Raw genomic sequence first — 24,670 nt, forward strand, 5'->3', positions numbered from 1 at the left:
TGCTTGCCGCCGCGCCTACCGCTGCTTGCCGCCGCCGCGCCGCGACAGGCGCTTGAGGCCGAACACCGCGAGCAGCACCGCGCCGACCGCGATCACCCCCGTCTTGAGGCCCCCGTCGAGCCCCTCGCCCCCACCGTCGGCCGAACTCCCGTCACCGGAGGGGGACTTGCCGTTCCCACCGCCACCGCCGGGCGCCTCCACCGGCTTGACCTCGCTCTGCTCGCCCTCGGTGCCGTACATCAGCGTCGTGCCGTCCAGGGTGTACGTGACGGACTCGCCCTGCCGCTGCAACGGCACGCTCAGTCGGCCCTCGCGCCGCGGCTTCTTCCCGTCGCCCTGCCACGCGTACCAGACGCCCCCGAAGTAGCCGCGCAGCGCGAGCTGCTTGCCGTCGGGCGAGAAGGCGCCGTCGGTCACCCAGAGGTCGATGTCGCTGACGCGCTTGAAGACGTTGGTGCCCGACGCCGTCATGTGCTCGGGGCTCTCGTAGAGACCGCCGCCGTCCTCGTTCTTGCTCACGATGTAGACGCGGCCCGTCTTCGGGTGCACCATCAGCGCCTCGGCGTCCCGGGGGCCGTCCTCGTACTTCACGACGTACTGCGTGGCGCGCACGCTCTGGTCGGTCAGCTTCTTCGGCTCGGGCAGCTTGTAGACCCAGACGTTCTTCCACGTGCCGTTGAGGTTGTCGCCGATGTCGCCGACGTAGATGTTCCCGTCGCTGCCGACCGAGATGGCCTCGACGTCGCGCGGGGCGCCGACGCCGGTCATGGTGATGGTCGCGACGGTCTTGCCGGTGCGGCTGTCGACCGCGTACAGGAAGGCGCCCTTGTCCTGGTCGTTGTGGGTCCAGTAGACGCCGGGGTGGGCGCGGGACGCGGCCAGGCCGCTGGACTCGACGATCCGCGGGTCCTTGATCGTGAAGCCGTCGTGGTCGTCGGCGACGGCGGGCGCCGCCACGGCGAACAGGAGCACGGCACCGGCGAGGAGGGACGGGACAGCCCGAAGCGAACGCATGCGCCCAAGGTTGCCATCCCCCGCGACCGGGGAGCGTGCTCAGCCTCACATCGCAGGTGACGTGCCTGATCCGCCATGATGAGCGGATGCTCAGGTTCATGTTCGTCGGCGACTCGATGACGATCGGAAGCGCCGGGGAACACACCTGGCGATACCGGATGTGGCACCACCTCAGGGCCACCCTCGGCGACGAGGGTTTCGCCGTGGTGGGCCCGCGCACCGCCCTCCACGACAAGGCGACGGGCGAGCCCCTCTCCCACGCCTACGCGGACCCCGCCGCCGACTTCCCCCGCCACCACCTCGCGGGCTGGGGCGAGGGCTGGCAGCACCTGGCCCCGCGGATCGCGGAGGCGCTGACCCGCGACCCCGCCGACGTGCTCCTCGTCTCGCTGGGCCTGATCGACCTCGGCTTCTACACGAACGCGGAGCAGACCGCGCACCACGTCCGCGCCTTCGTCGAGCGGGCCCGCGCGGCGAACCCGCGGATCCGGATGGTCCTGCTCCCCGTGATCCCCAACATCCGCGCCGAGTCGGACGCGCCCTTCGCCGCCGAGGTCGCCCGCTTCAACGAGCTCCTGGCCAAGGCGGTGGCGAACCTGGACACCGGGACCTCGCCGCTGCTCCTCGCCTCGCGCCCGCCGTCGTACGACATCCATCTCGACACCTACGACGGCACGCACCCCAACGCGAGCGGCGAACACAAGCTGGCCGGTGCCTTCGCGGACGCGCTTGCGCAGGCGTGGGGGATCGGCGGGCCCTACGCCGGGGTGGTCGCGCCCGGGCCGGTCGCGCCAGAAGCGGTCATGACGCCCAGCGGCTGATCCCGAACTTCCCTCCCGCACGCCGCACTTCGACCGCGCCCGACCCGCCGAAGTGGGCGGGGAACACCAGCTCCGCCTCGTCCGCGGCCCGCCCGAGCACCCGGACCCGGGACCTGGCCGCCTCCTTCGGGTCCTCGCAGAAGGCGCTGCCGCAGCACGGTTCGAGGATCTGTACGGGGACGTGGAACAGGTCGCCGGTGAAGACGGCGCGATCGCTGCCCGACGCCAGCCGCAGCACGGCGGAGCCGGGGGTGTGGCCGGGCGCGGCCTCCAGGCTCAGGTGCGAGTCGACGCGGTGCGTGCCCTCCCACAGCACGGCCTGCCCCGCCCGCACGACGGGCGCGATGCTGTCCGCGAAGCCGTACCTGTTGTCCACGCGGACGGCGTCGCCGCGCTCGGGGCCGAAGTAGGCGTGGTCGGCGGCCGGGATGAGGTAGCTGGCGTTGGGGAAGGTGGGCACCCAACTCCCGCCCTCGTCACGGGTGTTCCAGCCGATGTGGTCTCCGTGCAGATGGGTGTTGATGACGACGTCGACGTCCTCGGGGCGCACCCCCGCCGCGGCGAGCCGGTCGAGGTAGTCGGTGTCGAGGTGCTCGAAGGCGGGCACGCCGGGCCGCACCCTGCCGTTCCCTATGCCCGTGTCGACGAGGACGGTCTTCCCCTCGCTCCTGAGCACCCAGGTCTGGATGGCCGCGAAGGCGTCGCCGCCCGCCGGGTCCCAGTGGTCGGGCGCGAGCCAGTCCTCGTTGTCACGCCACACCTCATCGGGCACGTCGGGCGTGATCGTCGCGGCCGGGAGGGGGAACCTGTCCACTTCGACGACGCGACGGACCTCGATGTCGCCCAACACCATCTGTCCTTCTGCAACTTCGCTCATGGGTCCACCGTAGGAAGCGTCGATGAGCTCCTCAATGCCTGCTCGCCTCAACCGGATACGCATACGTCTCACACCCCGGACGCCAGGCACTAGAGTCACTCCATGGACCTCGTCAGCGATGTGATCTCGGCGGTACGCGTCGGGCAACCGGTCTCCCACCGCGTCAGGGTGTCGGGGTCCTGGTGCAGCAGGATCCCCTCGTACGACGGGATGGGCTTCCGCGTGGTCCTGGAGGGGAGTTGCTGGGTCCTGCCCGACGACGGCGGCGCCCCGTTCACGCTCGCGGCGGGCGACGTGGTGCTGCTGCCGCGCGGCACGGGCCACATCCTCGCGGACTCCCCCGCGGACGGCCCCACCGTCGAGCGCGCGACCCCCTTCGAGCAGTGGCTGGAGACGAACGGCCTGCCGATGACGCGCGACGCGGCGCAGTCCGGCCCCGTCCGCCTTCAGTCCCCCGGAGCCGCGGGCCCCGCGAGCGGCACGGGCCCCGCCGTGGAGATGCTCTGCGGCAAGTACCAACTCGACCGCGGCCGCGCGCATCCGCTGCTCGCCGAGATCCCCGACATCGTCCACCTGCCCCGCCGCGCGGGCGGCCACCCGGAGCTCGCCGCCGCGATCGACCTGCTCGGCAGGGAGGCGGGCGCCTCCCGGTGCGGCGCGGACGTGGCCGTGCCCAGCCTCCTCGACCTGCTCCTGGTCTACATGGTGCGCGCCTGGCTGACGCAGACCGCCGCCGACTCCCACGGCACGGCCCGCTGGCCCGTGGCGCTCAACGACCCGGTGGTCGCCAAGGCCCTGCGCCTCCTGCACGAATCCCCCGAAGCCCCTTGGTCCAACGCGGAGTTGGCCGCCCGCGCGGGCGTCTCCCGCGCCACCCTCGCCCGCCGCTTCACGTCCCTGGTGGGCCGCGCCCCCATGGCGTACCTCACCTGGTGGCGCATGTCCCGCGCGGCCGCACTCCTGCGCGACTCCACCGACCCCCTCGACACGATCGCCCGCAAGGTCGGCTACAGCACGCCCTTCGCGCTCTCGCACGCCTTCAATCGGGCGTTCGGTACGACGCCGGGGCGCTACCGGGCCGAGCCCGCGAGCGCCGGGACGCACCTGCCCGTCGGTCCAACGGCTCGGTAGACCAACGGTTCGGTAGACCAACGGCGAGGGCATGCATCCGATCGGCCGTAGCACCCGTCGGTGCCCGCCGCCGAACATGGGGGGATGGACCTCCGCAGCGCATCCCGCCGCCTGTCCGCACTGCTGTCCCTCGCCCTCGCCGCGGGCCTGACCCTCTCCTGTTCCGGCGGCCCCCCGTGGCCCGCCGGCGAGGGCCGGGGCCCGGTCGCGGACGGCAGAGCCACCGTCGCGCAGGGAGAGTTGCGCGGCACCGTCCACGACGGCACGGCCGTCTTCCGCGGCGTCCCCTACGCCGCGCCGCCGACCGGACAGCGGCGCTGGGCACCGCCCGCCCCCGCGGCGCGCTGGACCGGCGCCCGCGACGCCACCCGGCACGCTCCGCCGTGCCCGCAGCTCGGCGGGGACGGCAAGCCCGCGCCCGGCACCTCGGAGGACTGCCTGCACCTCAACATCACCGCTCCCGCCAGGCCGGGGCCCGTCAAGCCGGTCATGGTGTGGCTGCACGGCGGCGGCTTCAACTCGGGTACCGGCAACGACTACGACCCCACCGGCATGGTGCGCGACCGGGACGTGGTCGTGGTCAGCGTCGACTTCCGGATCGGCGTCTTCGGCAACTTCGGCGTGCGCGGCATGAAGGGCGCGGGCACCTTCGGCGTCCTCGACGAGCAGGCGGCGCTGCGCTGGGTGCGGGCGAACGCCGCCGCCTTCGGTGGCGACCCACGCAACGTCACGGTGTTCGGTGAGTCCGGGGGCGGCGTGGGGACGTGCGGGCTGCTGACCTCACCGGCGTCCGAGGGTCTCTTCGACAAGGCGATCATGCAGAGCGGTTCGTGCATGCTCGACTGGCCCGACGGTGGCTTCGGCTTCGGGATCCCGGCCGGATCGTTCTGGCGGCCGCTCGACCGGGTCACGAAGGACAGCACGAAGGCGGCTGCCCGACTGGGCTGCGAGGGAAGCCCGGAGCGTCTCACCCGCTGTCTGCGCGCCCTCCCGGCCAAGAAGGTGTTCGGCTCGGGGGCGGGGTTCAGCACGGCCGCCACCGGCACTCCCGCGCTGCCGGAGAACCCCGCCGACGCCCTGCGCGCGGGCCGGTACCTGCGGGTGCCGACGCTGTCGGGGCACACCCGCGACGAGGCCAGGGCGATCGCGGGCGTGGCCGATCTGCTCGGCGACCCGATCACGGGCCCGCGCTACGAGGAACTCGCGCGCGACGCGTTCGGCGACGGCGCCGACAAAGTCCTCGCCACCTATCCCGCGAGCAAGTCCGTACCGCCTGCCCTCGCCTGGTCCGCGATGGACTCGGACCGCGTGTTCATCTGCCCGCAGCTGGCGACCACCGCCGCGCTGGCGGCCCACTCCCCCGTCTATGCCTTCGAGTTCGCCGACCCCGAGGCACCGTCGTACGAGCCGCCCTCCCCCGCGGTGCCGCCGGGCGCCTCCCACGCGTCCGACCTCAACTACCTCTTCGACCACGCGGGCGGTCAGCCCGCGCGACTGACCGCGAAGCAGCGGGAGTTGAAGAAGTCGATGATCGGCTACTGGACCCGCTTCGCCCGCACCGGCGACCCGAACGGCCCCGACGCGCCCGCCTGGCGCCCGTGGCACAGGAACGGCACGGGCACCTCCCTGTCCCTGGCCCCCGGCCCGGGCGGCATCCACCCGACCGACGCCGCGACGGAGCACCACTGCGACTTCTGGCGCCACGCCGGTCCAGTACGCGGCGGGCCGACCGGTCAACTCCTGCCGCCTGCCACCCTTGCGGGCAATAGCGCACCCACGACTTTCGAAGTACTTTGAAAGTCATGAGCTCCCAGAGCGGCACAGCTGCCGTGAACTTCTCCGAGCTGGTGAACAAGAACAAGCAGACGCTCGCCCGGCTGAAGGACTCCCCTCGGCTCGTCCTTCACCGAAGGGACGGTGAGGACCTGGTCCTCACCACGGCCGCACGGGCCGAACAGGACCAGACAGTGGTCTCGGCGGCGACACGCATGCTCGCCGCGATGGCCCGCCGCGAACCCGGCAGCATGGAACTGCTCCTCGACATACTGCCGGACGCGTTTCCCTGGGTCCGTTTCCTGCCGGAGGCGGACATCCACGCCTTCGCCGTCGAGCTGGTCGACACGATGCGCGCCGCCGACTCGATCACCAACAGCGCGGCCGTGGCCCAGCTCCTCACCGCCTGGCAGCACACGGCGGAGATCCACTCCGACCCGGACCTGCTGGCCGCGCTGACCCGCGACCACGACGCGGACTACGGCCTGACACCGGACCCCCGGGAAGCGGAGTGACACCGCGCCGCGGCGACCGGGAAAGCCTGTGCCAACAGGCCCGCGAGAACACCTGCCGCGCCTGGGTCACGATGCGCACGGATCCCAGACCAGCCACCGAATCACCACGTCACCATCGCCTCAAGGGCACGCTGGCACACGGGACTTACCGGCAGCAGACCTGCGAACAGTGGCAGATCGAAGTGACGGGCGGCGGACACCTCTGGTACCTCGTCGACACCGCGCGCGACACGTGCTGGATCACGTACGCGGGCACGGCACACCCCCGAGCCACGGATCGGTGAACGGGTCACCGTGAAGCGACATGGGGGAGAACCGAGTCTCCTCGCCCTCCACCGGATCAGACGCCGCCGACCCCGGCCGGGCCGTCTCCGCAGCAAGCACACTTTGGTCACCTGCCCCTAGCCGGAAGGCGGACGCCCGCCCGCCACCCGTCTCCCTACCGTCCAGGCATGACGGTCGACACCACGAAAACAGCGCCCCCGGCACCGCACGACCCCCACCCCGCGGGCGTCGCCGCGACGGAGCGGGCCCTGGCCCCCGACCTCGCCCGAGGGCTGATGCTCCTGCTCATCGTGCTGTCCAACACCGGCTTCCACCTCTGGAAGGCGGAGCACGGGCCGTCCGGGTGGCAGCCCGTGGACGGCGGGTGGGTCGATCACGCCGTTCAGTTCACGATGATCACCACGCTCGACATGCGGGTGTACCCCCTCTTCGCGTTCCTCTTCGGGTACGGAATGACGCAGCTCTTCCTGCGGCAGACCGCGAAGGGCACCTCCGAGCGCGGCGCGGTCGCCATCCTCCGGCGGCGGAGCCTCTGCCTGATCGTCATCGGGCTCGCGCACGCCACCCTGCTCATGGCGGGCGACATCGTCGGCTACTACGGGCTGCTGAGCCTCGCCCTCGGCTGGCTCTTCCTGCGCCGCAGCGATCGCGCGCTGAAGTGGTGGATAGGGATCGGCGCCGCGCTACTGCTGTTCGGGGCCCTCGAACCCGTCGTATCCGCCCTGCTGAACGGCGAGTTGGGGACCCTCGGCGACGCCGGGGCCGAGCCCGGCGCGGACGCCTACGGGGCGGACGACCCGAGCTGGCTCGGCGCGGCGGGCACCCGTCTGGAAAGCGGCCTCTTCGTCACCTTCGTCGCCGCGCCGCTCTCCCTCGTCGGCGGCGGTTTCACCGTCTTCCTGCTCGGGTTCTGGGCCGCGCGCCGCCGGATCCTGGAGGAGCCGGGGCGCCACCTGCCCCTCCTGCGCCGCACCGCCGTCATCGGCATCGCGATCGGCTGGCTCGGCGCACTGCCCGCGGCGCTCGCACACGTCGGCGTACTCGACGTGCCGGACGACGCGCAGAGCGAGGCGGGCGCCCTGGGGCTGCTGCGCGACATCACGGGGAACGCGGCCGGGCTCGGCTACGTCGCCGCGATCGCGCTGTTCACGCACTGGTGGACGCGGGGACGGAACCGCCGGGGAGCGCGGGCCGTCACCGCGCTCTCCGCCGTCGGCAAGCGCTCCCTGTCCTGCTACCTCACGCACTCCCTCCTCTTCGCCCCGCTCCTCGCCGCCTGGGGCCTCGGCCTCGGCGCGCACCTGACCAGCGCGACGATGGCGCTCGTCGCGGTCGGGGTGTGGCTGGTGACGGTGGCGGGGGCGTACGCGATGGAGCGGGCGGGGCGGCGGGGGCCTGTGGAGACGGTGCTGCGGCGCCTGATGTACCGGGGGTGATCCGCCCGGCTACTCGTGAGCCCGTCTCACGCCGCCCGCGTCAGCCGGTTCGCCAGTGTCGACATCGTGTAGGTGCCGATGCCGAGGACGACTTCGAGGGCGTTGCGCTCGGTGTAGCCGTGCGCGAGGAACGCCTTCAGGTCGTCGTCGCCGACGCCGCCCGCGGTCGCGAGGACGGTGAGCGTGAACTGACGTATGCCTTCGAGGAGTTCGTCGTCGAGAGGGCGCTGCTCCCGTAGCGCCTCGACGAGTTCGGCCCCCGCGCCCAGCTTGCGCAGCTTGCCCGTGTGCATGGCCACGCAGATGTGGCAGTCGTTGCGGACGGCGACCGTCATGATGACGACCTCGCGGGCGACGGGATCAAGCGTCGTGCGTTCGAAGGACGCGCTCAACTCCAGGAATCCGTTGAGGAGTTCGGGCGACTCGGCGAGCCGCGCCACGGCGTCCGGCACCTTGCCGAAAGCGGCGGCGGTGCGCTCCATGGCCTGGCGCGAGGCGGGCGGCGCGGAGTCCAGTGTGTGCTCGGCAAACATTCGCGTACCCCTTGATGACTTGACGCCCTCTAGAATGGACAACATGGTTGACGATAAAAAGGTAAACCAGGTTGTCGAAGACGGCAAGGGGCACGACCCCGAAGGGACCGAAGGGAAGGGATACGAGCTGCCCCTGCTCCTCTTCGCGGGCTTCCGCACCCTCATCGACCGCCTGCACGCCGAACTCGCCCGCCAGGGCCACCCCGACGCCTGCCCCGCCCACGGCTTCGCCATGCAGGCCATCGGCGTCCACGGCGCCACCGCCAGCGAGATCGGCCGCCGCCTCGGCGTCTCCAAGCAGGCCGCGGGCAAGACCGTCGACCGGCTCATCGCCCTCGGCTACGCGGCCCGCACCGAGGACCCGGACGACGCCCGCCGCAAACTCGTCCGCCTCACCCCGCACGGCTTCGACGCGCTGCGCAGGTCGGCGGTGATCTTCGATGAGCTGCGGGCGGAGTGGGCGGCTTCCCTGGGCGCCCGCCGCCTCCGGTCCCTGGAATCCGACCTGCGCGCCGTCGTGCCGACGGAGGCGTTCCGGCTCGACGCGGCGGGGTGGATGAGCGGCTCGTGAGGGACGTGACCTCGGCTCCGTGCGTATCGTTGCACTGCGCGGCCGTGCTCGACCGAGGGCGGCCGGGGAGGAGCGCCACGATGACCGTCGTAGAGACCGACAGGATCGAGATGGCCGAGATCAGCGACAAGCGCACCTTGGACAGCATGTTCGAGTGGCTTGAGAGGATGCCCAACCCCGAGGGAATCAAGACCGAGATCGTCGGGGGGCACATCTTCATGTCGCCGCAGCGGGACACCCACTGGGAAATCACCCTGGACATCATCGAGCAGTTGCGCACCAAGTATCCGCGCAAGCGCCTGAAGTCCGACGTCCGCATCGACTACCCGGGGTACCTCAACGGCTTCGCCACCGACGTGACGCTCCTGACCGAAGACGCCACCAAGAACGAGAAGGGCCAGTGGCAGTACCCGGACGTCCAGTTCGTGGCTGAAGTGATCTCCAAGAGCACGGGGATGAACGACTACGGCCCGAAGAAGACCGCGTATGCCGAAGCCAGAGTTCCCGTCTACCTCATCGTCGACCCGTACCAAGGCCGGTGCCTCCTCTACACCGACCCCAAGGACGGCGAGTACGACACCGACCGGAAGTTCGTCTTCGGCGACACGGTGGACCTCACCCACACCACCGTCGGCCTCACCCTCAAGACCGACGAATTCCCCCGCGACTGACCCGGGCCGACCCAACGGTCACCTCAACTCCCTTGCCTAGAGCCCACTCCACCCCCTTGTCTTGATCCCCATGAAGTACACGCAGCTGGGACGCACAGGGCTCAAGGTCAGCCGACTCACGCTCGGCACCATGAACTTCGGGCCGCTCACCGACGAACCCGAGAGCCACACGCTCATGGACTCCGCGCTCGACGCGGGCGTCAACTACTTCGACACCGCCAACGTCTATGGACAGAGCGCGGGCAAGGGCCGCACCGAGCAGATCATCGGCACCTGGTTCGCGCAGGGCGGCGAGCGGCGCGACAAGGTCGTGCTCGCCACCAAGGTGTACGGGAACATGGCCGCCGAAGGGGAGACGGTCTGGCCCAACCACGACCGGCTCTCCGCGGTGAGCATCCGCCGGGCCGTGGAGGCATCGCTCAAGCGGCTGCAGACCGACTACATCGACATCTACCAGTTCCACCACATCGACCGGAACACCCCGTTCGACGAGATCTGGCAGGCCGTCGACGTCCTCGTGCAGCAGGGGAAGATCCTTTACGCGGGGTCGTCCAACTTCCCCGGCTACAAGATCGCGCAGGCCAACGAGAAGGCACGGCAGCGCGGCAGCTACGGCCTGGTCAGCGAGCAGTGCCTGTACAACCTCGCCGCGCGCGACGCCGAGATGGAGGTCATCCCGGCCGCAGAGGAGTACGGCCTCGGCGTCATCCCCTGGTCGCCGCTGCACGGCGGGCTGCTCGGGGGCGTGCTCAAGAAGCGGGGCGAGGGCGCCCGCCGCACCGGTGGCCGCGCCGCGGCCGAGCTCGCCAAGCCGGAGGTCCACGCGCAGATCACGGCGTACGAGAAGCTGCTCGACGAGCACGGTCTCGAGCCCGGCGAGGTCGCGCTCGCCTGGCTGCTCACGCGGCCCGGCGTCACCGCGCCGATCGTCGGCCCCCGCACCGCGGACCAGCTGGCCTCCGCGCTGCGCGCCGTCGATCTGGAGCTCTCCGCCGAGCTGCTCGACTCGCTGGACGAGATCTTCCCGGGGCCCGGCCCCTCGCCGGAGTCCTTCGCCTGGTAGCCCCACCGCCCGGCAGGGCGGGCAAGGGGCGCACGGTGGCGGCCCGCGTCGGCTAACCGCCGAACGCGGCCGCCACCGCCACCACGACGAACATCAGCACGAGCACACCGGCCATGACCTGGTTCCTGGTTTTCGGGTCCACACCATCGAGGTTAACCGGCCGCTCCGATTCCCCCGGCGGCGCCTCCCAGTGGCCACCGCCCGACCACCTCGTAGCGCGGCCGCTCCCCGGGCACCCCGCTCACGGGCAGATTGCTGCGTACGAGAGTCAGCTCGGCCACCGTCCAGGCCGTGCCGTCGAAGGGGGCGAGCGCGTCGACGTACGGCGTGAGGTCCGTCTCCCCCTTGGCGCGCGCCAGCGTGAGGTGCGGGCGATAGCGCCGGTGCTCCTCCATCACGAGGCCCGCCTTGCGCGCCGCCGCGTCCGCCCGCGCGGCGAGCAGGCGCAGCGCGGCCACGTCGCCCGCGGCGCCCGCCCACAGGGCCCGCTCCCCGAAGTGTCCGCCCCCGCGCAGCGCGAGCGGAAAGGGAGGTGTGCGGTGTGCGGCCCGCTCCAGGCGCGCGGTGAGGTCCGGCAGCGTGCTGTCCGGCACCTCTCCCAGGAAGGCGAGCGTGAAGTGCCAGCCCGCCCGGCCGGTCCAGCGCAGCCGGTCGGCGCCGGGCAGCTCCTTCAGCTTGTCGGCGGCGAGAGCCAGTTCGGAGGTCGCGGAGTCCGGCGGCAGGACCGCGGCGAAGAGTCTCATGGGGTGACGTTAGGGCCTGCCCGGCGGCCAGGCCCTAGCCTCCCCCCATGAGTGACATGGAACCCATCAGGATCAGGAAGGGCGGGGCCGACGACATCCCCGCGGTCATCGCTCTCTTCGACGGCGCCGTGGAGTGGCTCGTCGCCCGGGGCCGCACCGGGCAGTGGGGCACCAAGCCCTGGTCCACCAACCCGAACGCGGTCGCGATGGTCGAGAAGTACGTGACGACGGGAGACCCCTGGATGGCCGAGATAGGAGGCACCGTGGTGGGCACGCTCACGCTGACCGACGGTCCCGGCGGCGACATCATCCCGGCGGCCGATGAGCCCGAGCGGTACATCCACCTGCTCGCCGCCGACCACGGCCGGTACGCGGGCCGGGGCGTGGGCCGCGCGCTCCTCGCCCACGCGGTGGAGGAGACCCGCGCGCAGGGCGTCTCCCTGCTGCGGGTCGACTGCTACCGGGGCGAGGACCGGGCGCTCGTCGCGTACTACGAGAGCAACGGCTTCACCGCGACCGAGCCCTTCACAGGCCCGGACGGCAGCTGGCCGGGCCAGGTGCTCGCACAGCGCGTCTGACCGGACCACGCCCCCGGGCCCCGGGGCGCCCTCACGCCGCGGTCGCGAGCTCCCGCTCCCTCGGCACGAACTGCAGGTGCTGGCGGCCGCGCCGCAGGTCCACCTTGAGGCGGAGGTTCGCGGCGCGCGCCAGCATCAGGCCGACACCGGCCGCGGCGAGCGCGCAGACGAGGCCGCCGATGGCCATGCTGACCCGGACCCCGTAGGCATCGGCGAGCCAGCCGAAGAGCGGTCCGCCGAGCGGGGTGCCACCCGTGAAGACCATCATGAAGAGCGACATCACCCGGCCGCGCATCTCCGGGTCGGTGGCCATCTGGACCGAGGAGTTGGCGGTGACGTTCACCGTCAGGCCCAGGATGCCGATCGGCACGATCAGCGCGACGAACATCCACAGCTCGGGCGCGAAGGCGGCCACGATCTGGAGCACGCCGAAGGCGATCGCGGCCCCGGCGAGCAGCCGCAGGCGCGAGGTCCCGCGCCGGGCCGCGAGCAGCGCGCCGGCCAGCGAGCCGACCGCCATCAACGTGTTGAAGAGCCCGTACATCCCCACGCCACCGTGGAAGACGTCGTCCGCGAAGGCGCTCATCCAGATCGGGAAGTTGAAGCCGAAGGTACCGATGAAGCCGACGAGGACGATCGGCCAGATCAGCTCGGGGTGCTTGGAGACGTAGTTCAGGCCCTCCCGCAGCTGGCCCTTGCCGCGCGGCTTGCGCGGGGTGTGGTGCAGCTCGGAGGTGCGCATCAGCATGAGTCCGGTCAGCGGCGCGAGGAACGAGAGGCCGTTGGCGAGGAACGCCCAGCCGGGCCCGACGGCGGCGGTGAGGCCACTGGCGACGGCGGGGCCGATGAGGCGCGCGGACTGGAAGTTGGCGGAGTTCAGCGAGACGGCGTTGCGGACCTGGTCGGGGCCGACCATCTCGGACACGAAGGACTGCCGGGTCGGGTTGTCGACGACGGTGACGAGGCCGGTGAAGAAGGCGGCCGCGTAGACGTGCCAGACCTGGACGTTGCCGCTGAGCGTGAGCGCGGCGAGGAAGAGTCCGCTGATGCTCATGGCGCCCTGGGTGCAGAAGAGCAGCTTCCGCTTGGCGAACCGGTCGGCGATCACGCCGCCGTACAGACCGAAGAGCAGCATCGGCAGGAACTGCATGGCCGTGGTGATGCCGACGGCCGCGGAGGAGCCCGTGAGGCTGAGCACGAGCCAGTCCTGGGTGATGCGGGCCATCCAGGTGCCGGTGTTCGAGACGACGGCGCCGGACGCGAAGAGCCGGTAGTTACGGATCTTCAGCGAGCTGAACATCGAGGACTTGTGGGGGCGGGCGGTTGAGTCGAGGGCGGTTGGTGCGGGGGCGGAGTCTGCTCCGGATCCCGTACTCAAAGTTGGTTCGCCTCCTTGGCGTACGTACGGCTCCCACGGGCGGCGGGAGGGCCCGCGGGGTGCCGCGGGACTACAGGTGCGCGAGCTTCTCCAGGACGGGGGCGGCGGCGCGCAGCCGCTCCCACTCGTCCTCGTCGAGGTGCTCGGCGAGCCCGGCGAGCCAGGCGTTCCGCTTGCGGCGGCTCTCCTCGAGCATGGCCTCGGCGGTCTCGGTCTGGGTCACCACCTTCTGGCGGCGGTCCTCGGGGTGCGGCTCGAGCCGGACCAGGCCCTTGGCTTCGAGCAGGGCGACGATGCGGGTCATCGAAGGCGGCTGCACGTGCTCCTTGCGGGCGAGCTCGCCCGGAGTGGCGCTGCCGCAGCGGGCGAGGGTGCCGAGCACCGACATCTCGGTGGGGCTCAGCGACTCGTCGACACGCTGGTGCTTGAGTCGACGGGACAGGCGCATCACGGCGGAGCGCAGGGCGTTCACGGCGACGGCATCGTCACCATGGGAGAGGTCCGGCATGTTTGTTAGCGTAACTCATTACCCAAGCTAAAGACCACTTGGTTTCCCGCGCACCAGCGACCGAACCCTTTCGTCACCCATATGAGTGAGGTGACTTCGGAAAGCGACGCATCCGCCCGCGGGGCCCGTGGACCCTGTCACGCATGGGATCGACAGTGCTCAGCCTGCGGATAGACGGTGAGCTGCTCGACCGGCTCCGGCAGCACGCGGCGAAAAGGGGAATGAGCGTCCAGGACTACGTGGTCCGGACGCTCATTCGTGACGACTTCGACGAACGTTTCGCGACGTCGGTCGAGAAGACGGAGAAGTTCTACGGGGCGGCTTAGCCCGCAGGAGGCGCGGCCCCGTCAGGGGCAGGGCCCCGTAAGGGGCGCGGGGAACTGCGCGACCAGCCCCCACCGGCCCGCGGTATAGAACGCCGCTACGTAAGCCCGAGCGCGGGCATCAGGTAGTAGAAGGCGAACACCGCGGACACCACGTACATGGCAACGGGCACCTCACGCGCCCGCCCGGCCGCCACCCGCAGAACGGTGAACGTGACGAAGCCCATCCCGATGCCATTGGTGATGGAGTACGTGAAGGGCATCATCAGCATCGTCACGAACGCGGGGATCGCGATCGTGTAGTCCGCCCAGTCGATCTGCCGGATGGACCCCGACAGGATCAGGAAGCCCACCGCGAGCAACGCGGGAGTGGCCGCCTGCGAGGGAACCATCGTGGCGATGGGCGTGAGGAACAGCGCGACGGCGAAGAGCCCGCCGGTGACGACGTTCGCGAAGCCCGTGCGGGCCCCCTCGCCGACGCCCGCGGTGGACTCCACGAAGCAGGTGGTGGCCGACGCGGACGAGGCGCCACCGGCGGCGACGGCGATGCCGTCGACGAAGAGGACCTTGTTGATGCCGGGCATGTTGCCGCCTGCGTCGGTCAGCTTGGCCTCGTCGCCGATGCCCATGATCGTGCCCATCGCGTCGAAGAAGCACGACAGCAGCACGGTGAAGACGAAGAGGACGCCGGTCAGGACGCCGACCTTCTCGAAGCCGCCGAAGATGCTGATCTCGCCGACGAGACCGAAGTCCGGCGTGGAGACGGGGTTGCCGGGCCACTCCGGGGTGGTCAGACCCCAGGAGGGCACGTCGGCGACCGCGTTGACGATCATCGCGACGACCGTCATGACGACGATGCTGATGAGGATGGCGCCGGGCACCTTGCGCACGAGCAGGGCCAGGGTGAGCAGCACGCCGAGCACGAAGATCAGGACGGGCCAGCCGTTGAGGTGGCCGTCGCCGCCGAGCTGCAGCGGGACCGTGGTGTGCGCGGCGTCCGGGATGCGCGAGACGAAGCCGGAGTCGACGAGGCCGATCAGCATGATGAAGAGGCCGATGCCGATCGCGATGCCCTTGCGCAGGCCGAGCGGCACGGCGCTCATCACGCGTTCGCGAAGCCCGGTCGCGACGAGCAGCATCACGACGAAGCCCGCGAGGACGACCATGCCCATGGCGTCGGGCCACGACATGCGCGGCGCGAGCTGGAGGGCGACCACGGTGTTCACGCCGAGTCCGGCGGCGAGCGCGATCGGCACGTTGCCGATGACGCCCATCAGGAGCGTGGTGAAGGCGGCGGTGAGCACGGTCGCGGTGACCAGCTGCTTGTTGTCGAGCTGATGCCCGTACATATCCTTCGCGCTGCCCAGGATGATCGGGTTCAGCACGATGATGTAGGCCATCGCGAAGAAGGTGGCGAGGCCGCCGCGCACCTCCCTGGCCAGGGTGGAGCCCCGCTCCGTGATCTTGAAGTACCCGTCGAGACCGCCCTGCGGGGGCTTCGGGGGCGGCGTTGTGGCGTCGACCGGGGCGCTGGCCGAGGGAGACATGCGTGACCTCATGAACTCAGAGAAGGGAAAGATCGTTAAGCGGCGACTTCGGTTCGATTTGTTTCTTCTTACGAAAACAACCGGCCATTAACGAGCCGTTTCAGTATGAATACATGAGAGCGAAATCGCTATCTCCGCGCGTAGACCCTTGTGCCCCAAGGGGTGTACGGGACGTGGCCCGCCCCTCGTAAGCTGTACCCATGGCGAAGTGGACCCCAACACACGAGGCGCCGGAGCCCCTGGAGGGGCCCGTGGTCGCCACCATCACGGGCGGCACGATCCTCTGGTTCGTCCTCTTCCTGGCCCAGCTCCCCTTCTACGGCTGGTTCGACGACCGCGACGCGACCTGGTGGGTGTGGACCTGCCTGGCCGGAGCGGGCCTCGGCCTCATCGGCATCTGGTACGTGCGCGGCAGGGACGCCGCGATCAAGCGGGCCGCGGCCGGCACGGAGAGCACGGAAAGCAACGGGCCGAAGGTCCCAGAGGCGCGGTAGGAAGGTCCCCGCGCCCCTGCGCGGCCGTACACCCACGGGACGGGCCGTCTCCTCCCGTGGTCGGATCTTTTGCGCACTCAAGGGGTGAAGCCCCATATCCCCCCTTACGGTCGATGCATGACGCATATCGACGCGGGCGCCGAACTCGACCCGGTCCACCCGGTGCCACCGCCCCACGGGCGGTCCACGGGCCTCACCGCCGCCGAGGTCGCCGAGCGGGTCGCCCGCGGCGAGATCAACGACGTCCCGATCCGCAGCAGCAGGTCACTGAGCGAGATCGTCCGGGCGAACGTCTTCACCCGCTTCAACGCCATCATCGGCGTGCTGTGGGTGATCATGCTCTTCGTGGCGCCGATCCAGGACAGCCTCTTCGGCTACGTGATCATCGCCAACACCGGCATCGGCATCATCCAGGAGTGGCGCGCCAAGAAGACCCTGGACTCCCTCGCCGTCATCGGCGAGGCCAAGCCGACCGTCCGGCGCGACGGTACGGCCTGCGAGATCTCCACCTCCGAGATCGTCCTCGGCGACGTCATCGAACTCGGCCCCGGCGACAAGATCGTGGTGGACGGCGAGGCCGTCGAGACCGACAGCCTGGAAGTCGACGAGTCGCTGCTCACCGGCGAGGCCGACCCGGTCATCAAGAAGCCGGGCGACAAGATGATGTCCGGCTCCTTCGTGGTCGCGGGCGGCGGCGCGTTCACCGCCACCAGGGTCGGGCGCGAGGCGTACGCCGCCCAGCTCGCCGAGGAGGCGTCCCGCTTCACGCTCGTCCACTCCGAGCTGCGCACCGGCATCTCCACGATCCTCAAGTACGTGACGTGGCTGATGATCCCGACCTCGATCGGCCTGGTCCTCTCCCAGCTCGTCGCCAAGGACGACAACTTCAAGGAGTCCGTCGCCTACACGGTCGGCGGGATCGTCCCCATGATCCCTGAGGGGCTCGTCCTCCTCACCTCCGTGGCCTTCGCGATCGGCGTCATCCGGCTCGGCCGCAAGCAGTGCCTGGTGCAGGAACTCCCGGCGATCGAGGGCCTGGCCCGCATCGACACGGTCTGCCTGGACAAGACGGGCACGCTCACCGAGGGCGGCATGGACGTCACCGAGCTGCGCCCGCTGAACGGCAGCGACGAGGCGTACGTACGGAAGGTCCTCGGCGCCCTCGGCGAGTCCGACCCGCGGCCGAACGCGTCCCTCCAGGCGATCATCGACGCCTACCCCGACACCGACGAGTGGCGCTGCACCGAATCACTGCCCTTCTCCTCGGCCCGCAAGTACAGCGGCGCCTCCTTCAGCGAGGGCGACGGCACCGAATCGGCGTGGCTGCTCGGCGCACCCGACGTGCTCCTGCCCGAAGGCGATCCCTCCCTCGCCGAGATCGAGGGGCTCAACCAGCAGGGCCTGCGCGTGCTGCTCCTCGCCCGCGCGGCGGGCGCCCTCGACGACCCCGAGGTGGCCGCGGGCGCGCGCGCCACCGCCCTGGTCGTCCTGGAACAGCGGCTGCGCCCCGACGCCGCCGACACCCTGCGCTACTTCGCCGAGCAGGACGTCGCCGCCAAGGTCATCTCCGGTGACAACGCGGTCTCGGTGGGCGCGGTCGCGGGCAAGCTCGGGCTCGCCGGCGCGGAGAACACCGTGGACGCGCGCAGGCTCCCCACCGAACAGGAGGAGCTGGCCCAGAGCCTCGACGACAACACCGTCTTCGGCCGGGTCACCCCCCAGCAGAAGCGCGACATGGTGGGCGCCCTCCAGTCACGCGGCCACACGGTCGCGATGACCGGCGACGGCGTGAACGACGTGCTCGCCCTGAAGGACGCCGACATCGGCGTGTCCATGGGCTCCGGCTCGGAGGCGACGCGGGCGGTCGCCCAGATCGTGCTCCTCAACAACAGCTTCGCGACACTGCCCTCGGTGGTCGCCGAGGGCCGCCGCGTCATCGGCAACATCACGCGCGTGGCGACGCTGTTCCTCGTGAAGACCGTCTACTCGGTCGTCATCGCGCTCCTGGTGGTCTGCTCGCAGGTGGAGTACCTCTTCCTGCCGAGGCACCTGACGCTGCTCTCCACGCTCACCATCGGCATCCCCGCGTTCTTCCTGGCCCTCGCCCCCAACAAGGAGCGGGCCAAGCCCCACTTCGTACGAAGGGTCATGCGGTACGCGATCCCGGGCGGTGTCATCGCGGGCGTCGCCACCTTCGTGACGTACCTGCTCGCCCGGCACCACTACGAGGGCGCGGGCGCGCGGGAAGCCGAGACCAGCGCGGCGACCCTGGCGCTGTTCCTGATCGCCATGTGGGTGCTCGCCATCATCGCCCGCCCCTACACGTGGTGGCGGCTCTGCCTGATCGGCGCGATGGGTCTCGGCTTCCTGCTCGTCATGACCGTGCCCTGGCTCCAGGACTTCTTCCAGCTGAAGCTGGTGGGCACGACGATGCCGTGGGCGGCGGTCGCGATCGCGGCGGTGGCCGCGGGGGCCATCGAACTCGTCTACCGCTGGGTGGACCGCCGCTTCCCGGCCTAACCGGGGTGGCGTCGACTAGCGGACGTCGATGAAGTCACTCGTCGACGTCACGGACGGGGTGGTGGAGGTGCCCGCGAAGACGTAGCGGAAGTAGCCGTCGGCGGACGCCTTCACCGTGGTCTTGAGGTTGCCCTTGGAGTCGGACTTGATCGTCTTGACGGTGGAGTACGAGCTGGCGCCCTTCTTCTTGTACTCCAGCTTCACGGACTGGGCGGTGTAGCCCGCGTACTTCGAGGTCTCCCAGTTGGCGCGGGTCAGGGCGCCGGTGACCGTGATGGTCTTGCCCTTCTTCACGGGCTCCGGGGAGGCGTTGGTGGTGAGCTTGGCGTAGCGCTGGATGCGGGCGTCGGCCTTGGCCCCCTGGACCTCGGCCTCGTCCTGGTCGTCGGCGATCGCGTTGGCGTAGACCTTCCAGCCGCCGCCGGCCGCGGTGTTGGCGAAGTCGATCTTCGGGTCGGCCACGACGGTCACCGTGCAGGTCGAGGTGGTCGCGTTCACGACCTTGCACTTGCCCTCGAAGTCATCGGGCGTGATGAGGCCGTCGACGTGGGTCTCGTCGGGGCCGTGCCACAGGAAGGCACTGCCCGCGACGATGCCGGACGGGTCGGTCGCGGTGATCGCGACGGTGAACTTCTTCTTCTCGGTGGTGCCGATCACGACGTCCTTGCCACCGTTGACGGTGACCTTGGTGATCTTGGCGTCGCCCGCGCTCGCACCGCTCGCCATCTTGGCGACGGAAGCGGCGAGCGGGGCGCTCGGGCCGTCGGCGGCCTGCGCGGCCGGGACGGCCAGTGCGGAAAGGGCCAGGGTGCCGGACAGTGCGGCCACGGTGGCACGGATGCGCATGTGTTTCCCCAGTTGGAGAAGGGGACCCGCGGTGCGTTGCACGCCGTCACGCGGGGTCCCAGTGATCTAGGAGTCTGTTGACTCGCAAGATCAGACCTGTGACGGGTGGGACTGGTTGTACGAGAAGTGAAGAAAATGTGACCGGGAAGGGGAACGCCGGGCTCCAGCCCTGCCGAACAGGGTGGAACCAGGCGCAACCGGTCACCGCGCCTCGGCGCCTCAGTCGAACCAGCGGTCCCGCGCCAACTCCGCGGTCCGCGAGGGATCTTCGAGCAGCGCCGCCACCTCGAACCGCCGAGGCCACTGCCCCGCCGCCCAGGCAAGACCCGCCGCGACACCCTCCAGCGTCGCCGCGTGCACGGTGCCGTCCGGAGTGCGGCGCCAGTCGAGCTCCACGCCGCCCGCGACGAGTTCCTCGTGCTCGATGTACGTCTCCGGGGTCGCGGAGCCGAGCAGGATCCGCACCGACTCGGGCACCGCGTGCTCCACGCCGTGCCCCGCGGGCTCCACCGCCGCCGTCTCGCTCAGCCGCCGCACCTGGAACAGTTCCGCGAGGTCCCCCGCCTTGCGCGAGCGCACGGGAAGCAGCGGGACGCCCTCGGCCAGCGGCAGCAGGTCCGGCGCGTCGGCGACCACCGCGTCCGCCGCGTCGACCACCACGACCTCGCCGTCCACCACCGCGCGCAGCTCGTCGGGGAGCGTCACCTGCTCCGGGTCGAGATCGGCGAGCGCCCCGTACAGCGCGTGCAGTTGGGCGGGCGAAACGGTCCTCTCCGGATCCGCGAGCCGGTCGAGCAGCTCGGCCGCACCGCCCGGCTCCGCGAGGAGCGCCCCGACCGAGGTCCGCACGCCCAGGGCCCGCAGCACCTCCTCGTCGCCGAAGCCGGAGGCGTCCGCCGCGTCGTACAGACCCACCAGGAGCGGATCGCCGCCCGCCGCGCGCAGCCCCGCCGGACGGCGCCCGTCCAGGACGTGGTGGCCGCGCAGCCACCACGCCGTGTACGAACGGACGGTCTCCGTCGTGCCGTCGGGCAGGAGCACCCGCAGCGGCTGCGTCAGGGCGTCCCGCAGCGGCGGGCGCGAGAGCATCGCGAGCGCCTGCGGCCAGCAGTCGTCGTCGACCAGGTCCAGATCCCGTACGGCGACGATCTCGGTGGCGACCGGCGGCACCGGCGTGTCGGGCAGCCGGTCCAGCACGTCCTCGCACCACACGTCCACGGCGTCGAGGAGCCCCGCGTCGTCGGGCTCGGCGAAGTCCCCCTCGCGCGGCTCCAGTTCGTCCGGATCCAGTACGACGTCAGTGGCGCGGACCAGCGCGAACGTGGCGAGCACCCCGCAGGCCGCCAGCGGCTGCTCGCCCCAGCGGTCGGCGAGTTCCTGGTCGGCGAGGGCCAGTTCGTCCTCGCGCATCACCTCGGCGAACGCGCTGCCGGGGAACACCAGCTCACCGGCGGGGGCGAGTTCACCGTCCTCGTCGGGCAGCGCGAGGGCGGCGAGCCACGGCTCGTCGCCCGGCGCGAGATGGGCGTCCCGCACCAGCGCGAGCACGACGTCCGCCAACTCGTCGGCGTCCAGGGCGTCCTCGTCCCAGGTGTCGTCGTCGAGGGAGGCGGCCACGGCGGCGCGCACCTGCGGGGTCGTCAGGATCGCGCGGGGCGTCGCGGGGAGCGCGCCGAGCTTCTCCAGGAGGGGGTGGACGGCATCCGGATGGGCGACCTTCAGACCGAGCCTGGCGAGCGACGCGGGATCGCGCTCGTCGCCCGCGGCGGGCAGCAGGACCTGCCGGGGCCCGATCGTCGTACGCCCTCCCCCGGAGCCGAACGCCTGGGAGGCGCCCCCCACGAGCGGCACGGGAAGCCCCGAGAGCCGGTCGGGGTCGACGCCCGCCAGGGTGTCGTACAGCCGCCGCCACCAGGCCGCGTCCCGCTCGAGACCGGCGAGCCGGTCGACGGCCTCGGTCAGGGCGACCCGCGCGACACCGAGCGTGCGCAGCTCGGAACGGCGTTCGAGTCCCGCGGGCAGCAGGCTCGGAAGCACCTCGGCGAGCACGCGCACGGTCTCGCCGCCCGCGCCCTCCACGACTTCCGCGTCACGGGGGCGCAGGGCCGGGGGCAGGGCGTCATCGCCGAGGGCGGGGAGATCGGCGATCCCGGTGTCCTCGGCCCCCTCGGCCCCCTCGGCGGCCGCGGTCCGGGGCAGCGCGGGCGGCAGGAAGGCGGTGCGCGGGAGCCGCTCCAGGATGCCCTGGCGCAGCGCGCCGTCCAGCTCGCTCCTGCCGAGCGGCCCCGGCACCAGCGAGATGATCGCTTCGGTGACGGGCCGCCAGTCGGCGAGGAGTTCGACGTACGCCTCGGCGGCGCGCTCCACCAGGAAGTCGGTCAGCGGCCCCGGCGCGGCATGCCGCCGGGCGGTGTCCAGCGGGAACGACGCGATCAGCAGCGCCGGTACGCCGAGGGGTTCGTCACTCGGCGTCGGCGCGTGCACGACGGGCGTGCTGCGCGGCCGCTCGGGGGCGCCTTCGCGGTCCACGGGCACGGCCCAGGTGACCGACCAGTGCGGACGCAGCCGCTCCTCGACCGGCCTGTCCTTCAACAGGGCGGCGTCGAGCGCGCCTTGACTGCTGACGGTGCGCCAGCGCGTCGTACCGTCGCGGCTGTCATCGACCACGGTGTACGGGGCCTCGGCGCGGCGGCGCAGGGTACGGACGGTGCCGTCCGGGGTCTCGATGCTGACCTCGGCGAGCCCCGGCAGGGCGAGCAGCAGGGCGTCGTCGACCCCGGCCAGGAGCCGGGCGACCAGGTCCTCGGCGGCGGCGTCCCGCAAGGGCAGGATGACGACCGTGTCGTACCCGTCGGGCGCGGTGCCCTCCGCCGCCATGGGCAGCCGGAGCAGGGGGACGTGGCCGTCCCTGCGGCGAATCTCGTCGCCCAGGCCCGGGCTGAACCTCGCGGTCTCGGCGGCGAGTTCACGGGCCTCGGCGAGGGACCAGCGGACGCCGCCGGTGCGCCCCACGACGGCGGGCTCGTCGGAGACGGCGAGCACGGCGGCGAAGCCGACGCCGAAGCGGCCCACGCTCGTTCCCCGGGCCCCTTCGGGGGTCTCCCGCTTCGCGGAGGCGCGCAGGGTGGAGAGGGACTCCACACCGGTCGCGTCCAGCGGGGCACCGCTGTTCGCGGCGGCGAGCACGCCGTCGCGCAGGGTCAGCGCGAGCCGCCCGGGAACGCCCGCGCGGGCGGCCGCGTCCGAGGCGTTCTGCGCCAACTCCACGACGAGCCGGTCCCGGTAGCCGCCGAGCGCGAGGTCCTCTTCCGCGTTGGCGTCCTCGCGGAAGCGGGGTGGGGCGGCGGCCCAGGCGTCGAGGACTCCGCGGCGGAGGCGGGCGGTGCCGAAGGGATCGATGCCCTCGGCCGCGGGCCGCACGGTCTTGCTCACGGTCGTCTCTCTTCTTTTGGGGCGCGGGGGGGCGGGCGTGGGGCGTGGGGCGTGCCTGATCCGCTCGTGCTCGCCCTGCTTGCGGGCGAACGGTACCGCGTCGTGATGGGGGGAGATGTTTGGGCAGGCGGGTGGGGAGCACGCCGCGAAGCGGCAACGGAGAGAGCGGCCGGTGCGGAGGGGAGAGGTACCGAGGGGACGGGCCACGGGGCCGATGAGCCCCGCGGGGAGACGCACACCACTATGCCGACCACAGCGGCCACGGCACCGAGGAACAGCCCCGGAGCCCCGCGCCACCGAGCCGAGTACCGTCACCCGCCGCCGGAACTAGGAGTGGCCGAGATCGTCTCCCGGTCCCTCCCCTTCCACGCTCACCGACCCGGAATCCGCCGCGGGCCGCAACGGCAGCACGTCCACCCGCGTCTCATCGAGGACCGGCGGCGCCGGCCGCGCGGGCTTCGGCATGACCGCCGCCTCCGAGTGGCCTCCACAGCCGTACGAGAGGGACACGACCCGCCCGTCCGCGGGCCCGAACTCATTGGCGCACACACCGAACGCCTGACCGAGCGAACCGCCGATCGCCACCAGGAACCCACAGCTCACGCATCCCGCGGGCGCCGCCTGCGCCATCGGGGTCTTCGCGCCGTACGCCTCTTCCCAGCGGTCCGCGGCGATGTGCAGCCCGTACCGGGAAAGGACCCGGGCGCGCCGCATGCCCAGCTCGTCGGCGACCGCCGCGATCGAGCCGCGCGCGGGCGCCATCGGCAGTTCCGCCGAGGGCTCCGCCGTGACCTCGGCGTCCTCCGCCTCGACGAGCTCGGCCATCTCCTCCGACACGACCGAGTTCGGCGGCGGCTCCTCCTCGCCGGTGAAACCGGGCTCCAGACGCAGATCCTCCGCGTCCGTCGGAAGGAGGTCGCCGGGCCCCATGTCGCCCGGCCGCAGCCGCTCGCTCCACGGCACCCATTCGGGGGCGAGGAGCGCGTCGGGGCCCGGCAGCAGCACCGTCTCGTCGAGCGTGACGACCTTGGCCCGCGAGGCGCGGGCGACCGTCACCGCCCAGCGCCAGCCCCGGTAGCCGAACTCCTTGCACTCGAAGAGGTGTGTGACGACCCGGTCGCCCTCCACGACGACCTCGACGTGCTCACCGACCACACCGGGTGCGGCGGCCTCCTCGGCCGCGGCCCGCGCCAGGCCGACCGCTTCGGCGCACAGGCGGTCCGGGGTACGCGGGGTGCGCTGGGTACGGCTTCGCGTTGTCGCTGCGCTCACAGGTATCGCTTCTCTCCTACGCCGTCTCACGAGTGCGCCACCCTTACGCGGGGGTACGGACGGAGCGGACCTGAGGGCCGCGTCAACGTCCGCGCCCGACGTTCTCGGGCGCACCTACGTCACCCATTCTGCGGGATGACCGAGAGGCGCGCGGCCAAGAACAACCGCCGCAGGCGCGCTACGCACGCTACCTTCTCCTGGCCCCTGGGCCTACACCGACGTACGCCCCCACCCCCCAACCCCCCATTCCGCCCCTCCCCAACCCCCCTCCCCACCCACCCCACACCTCACCCCCCGCCCCACCTCTCCCCCCACCCCTCACCCCACACCCCGCCCCAC

General features: G+C 71.5%; 22 protein-coding genes. 12 read left to right on the forward strand and 10 right to left on the reverse strand.

Annotated features, from left to right (window positions below; genetic code table 11):
* Positions 1-15 precede the first annotated feature (15 nt).
* Positions 16-1,014, reverse strand: coding sequence for a hypothetical protein (locus KY5_RS18180; RefSeq protein ID WP_098243250.1), 999 nt, complete (start codon positions 1,012-1,014; stop codon positions 16-18).
* Between the two features lie 86 nt (positions 1,015-1,100).
* Between KY5_RS18180 and KY5_RS18185 the strand changes: the two genes are divergently transcribed.
* Positions 1,101-1,835 carry a GDSL-type esterase/lipase family protein gene (locus tag KY5_RS18185; protein WP_098243251.1) on the forward strand — a complete coding sequence of 245 codons (735 nt, stop codon included), beginning with the start codon at positions 1,101-1,103 and terminating at the stop codon, positions 1,833-1,835.
* On the opposite strand, the gene KY5_RS18190 is transcribed toward KY5_RS18185, so the two are convergent.
* On the reverse strand, positions 1,816-2,712 hold the full coding sequence (locus KY5_RS18190; RefSeq protein ID WP_098243252.1) for an MBL fold metallo-hydrolase: 897 nt from the start codon (positions 2,710-2,712) through the stop codon (positions 1,816-1,818). The genes KY5_RS18185 and KY5_RS18190 overlap by 20 nt on opposite strands.
* A 102-nt stretch (positions 2,713-2,814) precedes the next feature.
* On the opposite strand from KY5_RS18190, the gene KY5_RS18195 reads away from it, so the two are divergent.
* The 4 genes from KY5_RS18195 to KY5_RS18215 all read left to right on the forward strand — a co-directional run bounded on the left by KY5_RS18195 (position 2,815) and on the right by KY5_RS18215 (position 7,852).
* A complete protein-coding gene (locus KY5_RS18195) occupies positions 2,815-3,843 on the forward strand; it encodes an AraC family transcriptional regulator (protein ID WP_098243253.1) in 1,029 nt (342 codons plus the stop codon).
* Between the two features lie 84 nt (positions 3,844-3,927).
* A complete protein-coding gene (locus tag KY5_RS18200) occupies positions 3,928-5,640 on the forward strand; it encodes a carboxylesterase/lipase family protein (RefSeq protein ID WP_098243254.1) in 1,713 nt (570 codons plus the stop codon).
* A 5-nt stretch (positions 5,641-5,645) separates the two neighbouring features.
* On the forward strand, positions 5,646-6,131 hold the full coding sequence (locus KY5_RS18205) for a hypothetical protein (RefSeq protein ID WP_098243255.1): 486 nt from the start codon (positions 5,646-5,648) through the stop codon (positions 6,129-6,131).
* Positions 6,132-6,583: 452 nt separating this feature from the next.
* The gene (locus KY5_RS18215) at positions 6,584-7,852 is read left to right on the forward strand and encodes a DUF418 domain-containing protein (RefSeq protein WP_098243257.1); all 1,269 of its coding nucleotides are present in this window, start codon (positions 6,584-6,586) and stop codon (positions 7,850-7,852) included.
* A 26-nt stretch (positions 7,853-7,878) separates the two neighbouring features.
* On the opposite strand, the gene KY5_RS18220 is transcribed toward KY5_RS18215, so the two are convergent.
* On the reverse strand, positions 7,879-8,385 hold the full coding sequence (locus KY5_RS18220) for a carboxymuconolactone decarboxylase family protein (RefSeq protein ID WP_098243258.1): 507 nt from the start codon (positions 8,383-8,385) through the stop codon (positions 7,879-7,881).
* Positions 8,386-8,419: 34 nt separating this feature from the next.
* On the opposite strand from KY5_RS18220, the gene KY5_RS18225 reads away from it, so the two are divergent.
* From KY5_RS18225 to KY5_RS18235, 3 genes are all read left to right on the forward strand, one after another.
* On the forward strand, positions 8,420-8,956 hold the full coding sequence (locus tag KY5_RS18225; protein ID WP_098243259.1) for a MarR family winged helix-turn-helix transcriptional regulator: 537 nt from the start codon (positions 8,420-8,422) through the stop codon (positions 8,954-8,956).
* An 80-nt stretch (positions 8,957-9,036) separates the two neighbouring features.
* Entirely contained in the window at positions 9,037-9,627 is a 591-nt protein-coding gene (locus tag KY5_RS18230; protein ID WP_098243260.1) for a Uma2 family endonuclease, read from the forward strand.
* A gap of 70 nt (positions 9,628-9,697) precedes the next feature.
* Positions 9,698-10,690 carry an aldo/keto reductase gene (locus KY5_RS18235; RefSeq protein WP_098243261.1) on the forward strand — a complete coding sequence of 331 codons (993 nt, stop codon included), beginning with the start codon at positions 9,698-9,700 and terminating at the stop codon, positions 10,688-10,690.
* Between the two features lie 152 nt (positions 10,691-10,842).
* Here the strand turns inward: KY5_RS18235 and thpR are convergent, their stop codons facing one another.
* The gene (thpR, locus tag KY5_RS18240; RefSeq protein ID WP_098243262.1) at positions 10,843-11,433 is read right to left on the reverse strand and encodes an RNA 2',3'-cyclic phosphodiesterase; all 591 of its coding nucleotides are present in this window, start codon (positions 11,431-11,433) and stop codon (positions 10,843-10,845) included.
* A gap of 47 nt (positions 11,434-11,480) precedes the next feature.
* Between thpR and KY5_RS18245 the strand changes: the two genes are divergently transcribed.
* The gene (locus KY5_RS18245) at positions 11,481-12,011 is read left to right on the forward strand and encodes a GNAT family N-acetyltransferase (protein ID WP_418952791.1); all 531 of its coding nucleotides are present in this window, start codon (positions 11,481-11,483) and stop codon (positions 12,009-12,011) included.
* A gap of 31 nt (positions 12,012-12,042) precedes the next feature.
* Here the strand turns inward: KY5_RS18245 and KY5_RS18250 are convergent, their stop codons facing one another.
* Together KY5_RS18250 and KY5_RS18255 are read right to left on the reverse strand one after the other, a co-directional pair.
* A complete protein-coding gene (locus tag KY5_RS18250; protein ID WP_199843132.1) occupies positions 12,043-13,389 on the reverse strand; it encodes an MFS transporter in 1,347 nt (448 codons plus the stop codon).
* 70 nt (positions 13,390-13,459) lie between these two features.
* Positions 13,460-13,897, reverse strand: coding sequence for a MarR family winged helix-turn-helix transcriptional regulator (locus tag KY5_RS18255; protein ID WP_055555858.1), 438 nt, complete (start codon positions 13,895-13,897; stop codon positions 13,460-13,462).
* 143 nt (positions 13,898-14,040) lie between these two features.
* Here KY5_RS18255 and KY5_RS18260 point away from each other — a divergent pair, with 143 nt between their 5' ends.
* Complete coding sequence (locus tag KY5_RS18260) at positions 14,041-14,223, forward strand: ribbon-helix-helix protein, CopG family (RefSeq protein WP_098243265.1); 183 nt, start codon at positions 14,041-14,043, stop codon at positions 14,221-14,223.
* A 95-nt stretch (positions 14,224-14,318) separates the two neighbouring features.
* Here KY5_RS18260 and KY5_RS18265 read toward each other — a convergent pair whose 3' ends face one another.
* Entirely contained in the window at positions 14,319-15,767 is a 1,449-nt protein-coding gene (locus tag KY5_RS18265) for an NCS2 family permease (protein ID WP_098243266.1), read from the reverse strand.
* A 200-nt stretch (positions 15,768-15,967) separates the two neighbouring features.
* Here KY5_RS18265 and KY5_RS18270 point away from each other — a divergent pair, with 200 nt between their 5' ends.
* Both KY5_RS18270 and KY5_RS18275 read left to right on the forward strand, forming a co-directional pair.
* Positions 15,968-16,261: a DUF2530 domain-containing protein gene (locus tag KY5_RS18270; RefSeq protein ID WP_098243267.1), complete on the forward strand. Its 294-nt coding sequence runs from the start codon at positions 15,968-15,970 to the stop codon at positions 16,259-16,261.
* Positions 16,262-16,378: 117 nt separating this feature from the next.
* Positions 16,379-18,781: an HAD-IC family P-type ATPase gene (locus tag KY5_RS18275; protein ID WP_098243268.1), complete on the forward strand. Its 2,403-nt coding sequence runs from the start codon at positions 16,379-16,381 to the stop codon at positions 18,779-18,781.
* A 15-nt stretch (positions 18,782-18,796) separates the two neighbouring features.
* Here the strand turns inward: KY5_RS18275 and KY5_RS18280 are convergent, their stop codons facing one another.
* The 3 genes from KY5_RS18280 to KY5_RS18290 form a co-directional block, all read right to left on the reverse strand.
* Complete coding sequence (locus tag KY5_RS18280; protein WP_098243269.1) at positions 18,797-19,627, reverse strand: calcium-binding protein; 831 nt, start codon at positions 19,625-19,627, stop codon at positions 18,797-18,799.
* 219 nt (positions 19,628-19,846) lie between these two features.
* Complete coding sequence (locus KY5_RS18285; RefSeq protein ID WP_098243270.1) at positions 19,847-23,059, reverse strand: sacsin N-terminal ATP-binding-like domain-containing protein; 3,213 nt, start codon at positions 23,057-23,059, stop codon at positions 19,847-19,849.
* Between the two features lie 327 nt (positions 23,060-23,386).
* Positions 23,387-24,331, reverse strand: a complete 945-nt coding sequence (locus tag KY5_RS18290) for a DUF3027 domain-containing protein (RefSeq protein WP_098243271.1) — start codon at positions 24,329-24,331, stop codon at positions 23,387-23,389.
* Between the last annotated feature and the right edge of the window lie 339 nt (positions 24,332-24,670).

The sequence above is a fragment of the Streptomyces formicae genome (assembly GCF_002556545.1).
In the GTDB taxonomy this organism is placed as follows: Bacteria; Actinomycetota; Actinomycetes; order Streptomycetales; family Streptomycetaceae; genus Streptomyces; species Streptomyces formicae_A.

Excerpts from the sequence above, each read along its gene's own strand:
- KY5_RS18255 (WP_055555858.1), bottom strand. The coding sequence starts at position 13,897 with ATGCCGGACCTCTCCCATGGTGACGATGCCGTCGCCGTGAACGCCCTG.
- KY5_RS18200 (WP_098243254.1), top strand. The coding sequence starts at position 3,928 with ATGGACCTCCGCAGCGCATCCCGCCGCCTGTCCGCACTGCTGTCCCTC.
- KY5_RS18265 (WP_098243266.1), bottom strand. The coding sequence starts at position 15,767 with ATGTCTCCCTCGGCCAGCGCCCCGGTCGACGCCACAACGCCGCCCCCG.
- KY5_RS18190 (WP_098243252.1), bottom strand. The coding sequence starts at position 2,712 with ATGAGCGAAGTTGCAGAAGGACAGATGGTGTTGGGCGACATCGAGGTC.
- KY5_RS18215 (WP_098243257.1), top strand. The coding sequence starts at position 6,584 with ATGACGGTCGACACCACGAAAACAGCGCCCCCGGCACCGCACGACCCC.
- KY5_RS18230 (WP_098243260.1), top strand. The coding sequence starts at position 9,037 with ATGACCGTCGTAGAGACCGACAGGATCGAGATGGCCGAGATCAGCGAC.
- thpR (WP_098243262.1), bottom strand. The coding sequence starts at position 11,433 with ATGAGACTCTTCGCCGCGGTCCTGCCGCCGGACTCCGCGACCTCCGAA.
- KY5_RS18180 (WP_098243250.1), bottom strand. The coding sequence starts at position 1,014 with ATGCGTTCGCTTCGGGCTGTCCCGTCCCTCCTCGCCGGTGCCGTGCTC.
- KY5_RS18235 (WP_098243261.1), top strand. The coding sequence starts at position 9,698 with ATGAAGTACACGCAGCTGGGACGCACAGGGCTCAAGGTCAGCCGACTC.
- KY5_RS18245 (WP_418952791.1), top strand. The coding sequence starts at position 11,481 with ATGAGTGACATGGAACCCATCAGGATCAGGAAGGGCGGGGCCGACGAC.
- KY5_RS18280 (WP_098243269.1), bottom strand. The coding sequence starts at position 19,627 with ATGCGCATCCGTGCCACCGTGGCCGCACTGTCCGGCACCCTGGCCCTT.
- KY5_RS18205 (WP_098243255.1), top strand. The coding sequence starts at position 5,646 with ATGAGCTCCCAGAGCGGCACAGCTGCCGTGAACTTCTCCGAGCTGGTG.
- KY5_RS18225 (WP_098243259.1), top strand. The coding sequence starts at position 8,420 with ATGGACAACATGGTTGACGATAAAAAGGTAAACCAGGTTGTCGAAGAC.
- KY5_RS18220 (WP_098243258.1), bottom strand. The coding sequence starts at position 8,385 with ATGTTTGCCGAGCACACACTGGACTCCGCGCCGCCCGCCTCGCGCCAG.
- KY5_RS18195 (WP_098243253.1), top strand. The coding sequence starts at position 2,815 with ATGGACCTCGTCAGCGATGTGATCTCGGCGGTACGCGTCGGGCAACCG.
- KY5_RS18260 (WP_098243265.1), top strand. The coding sequence starts at position 14,041 with ATGGGATCGACAGTGCTCAGCCTGCGGATAGACGGTGAGCTGCTCGAC.
- KY5_RS18275 (WP_098243268.1), top strand. The coding sequence starts at position 16,379 with ATGACGCATATCGACGCGGGCGCCGAACTCGACCCGGTCCACCCGGTG.
- KY5_RS18185 (WP_098243251.1), top strand. The coding sequence starts at position 1,101 with ATGCTCAGGTTCATGTTCGTCGGCGACTCGATGACGATCGGAAGCGCC.
- KY5_RS18270 (WP_098243267.1), top strand. The coding sequence starts at position 15,968 with ATGGCGAAGTGGACCCCAACACACGAGGCGCCGGAGCCCCTGGAGGGG.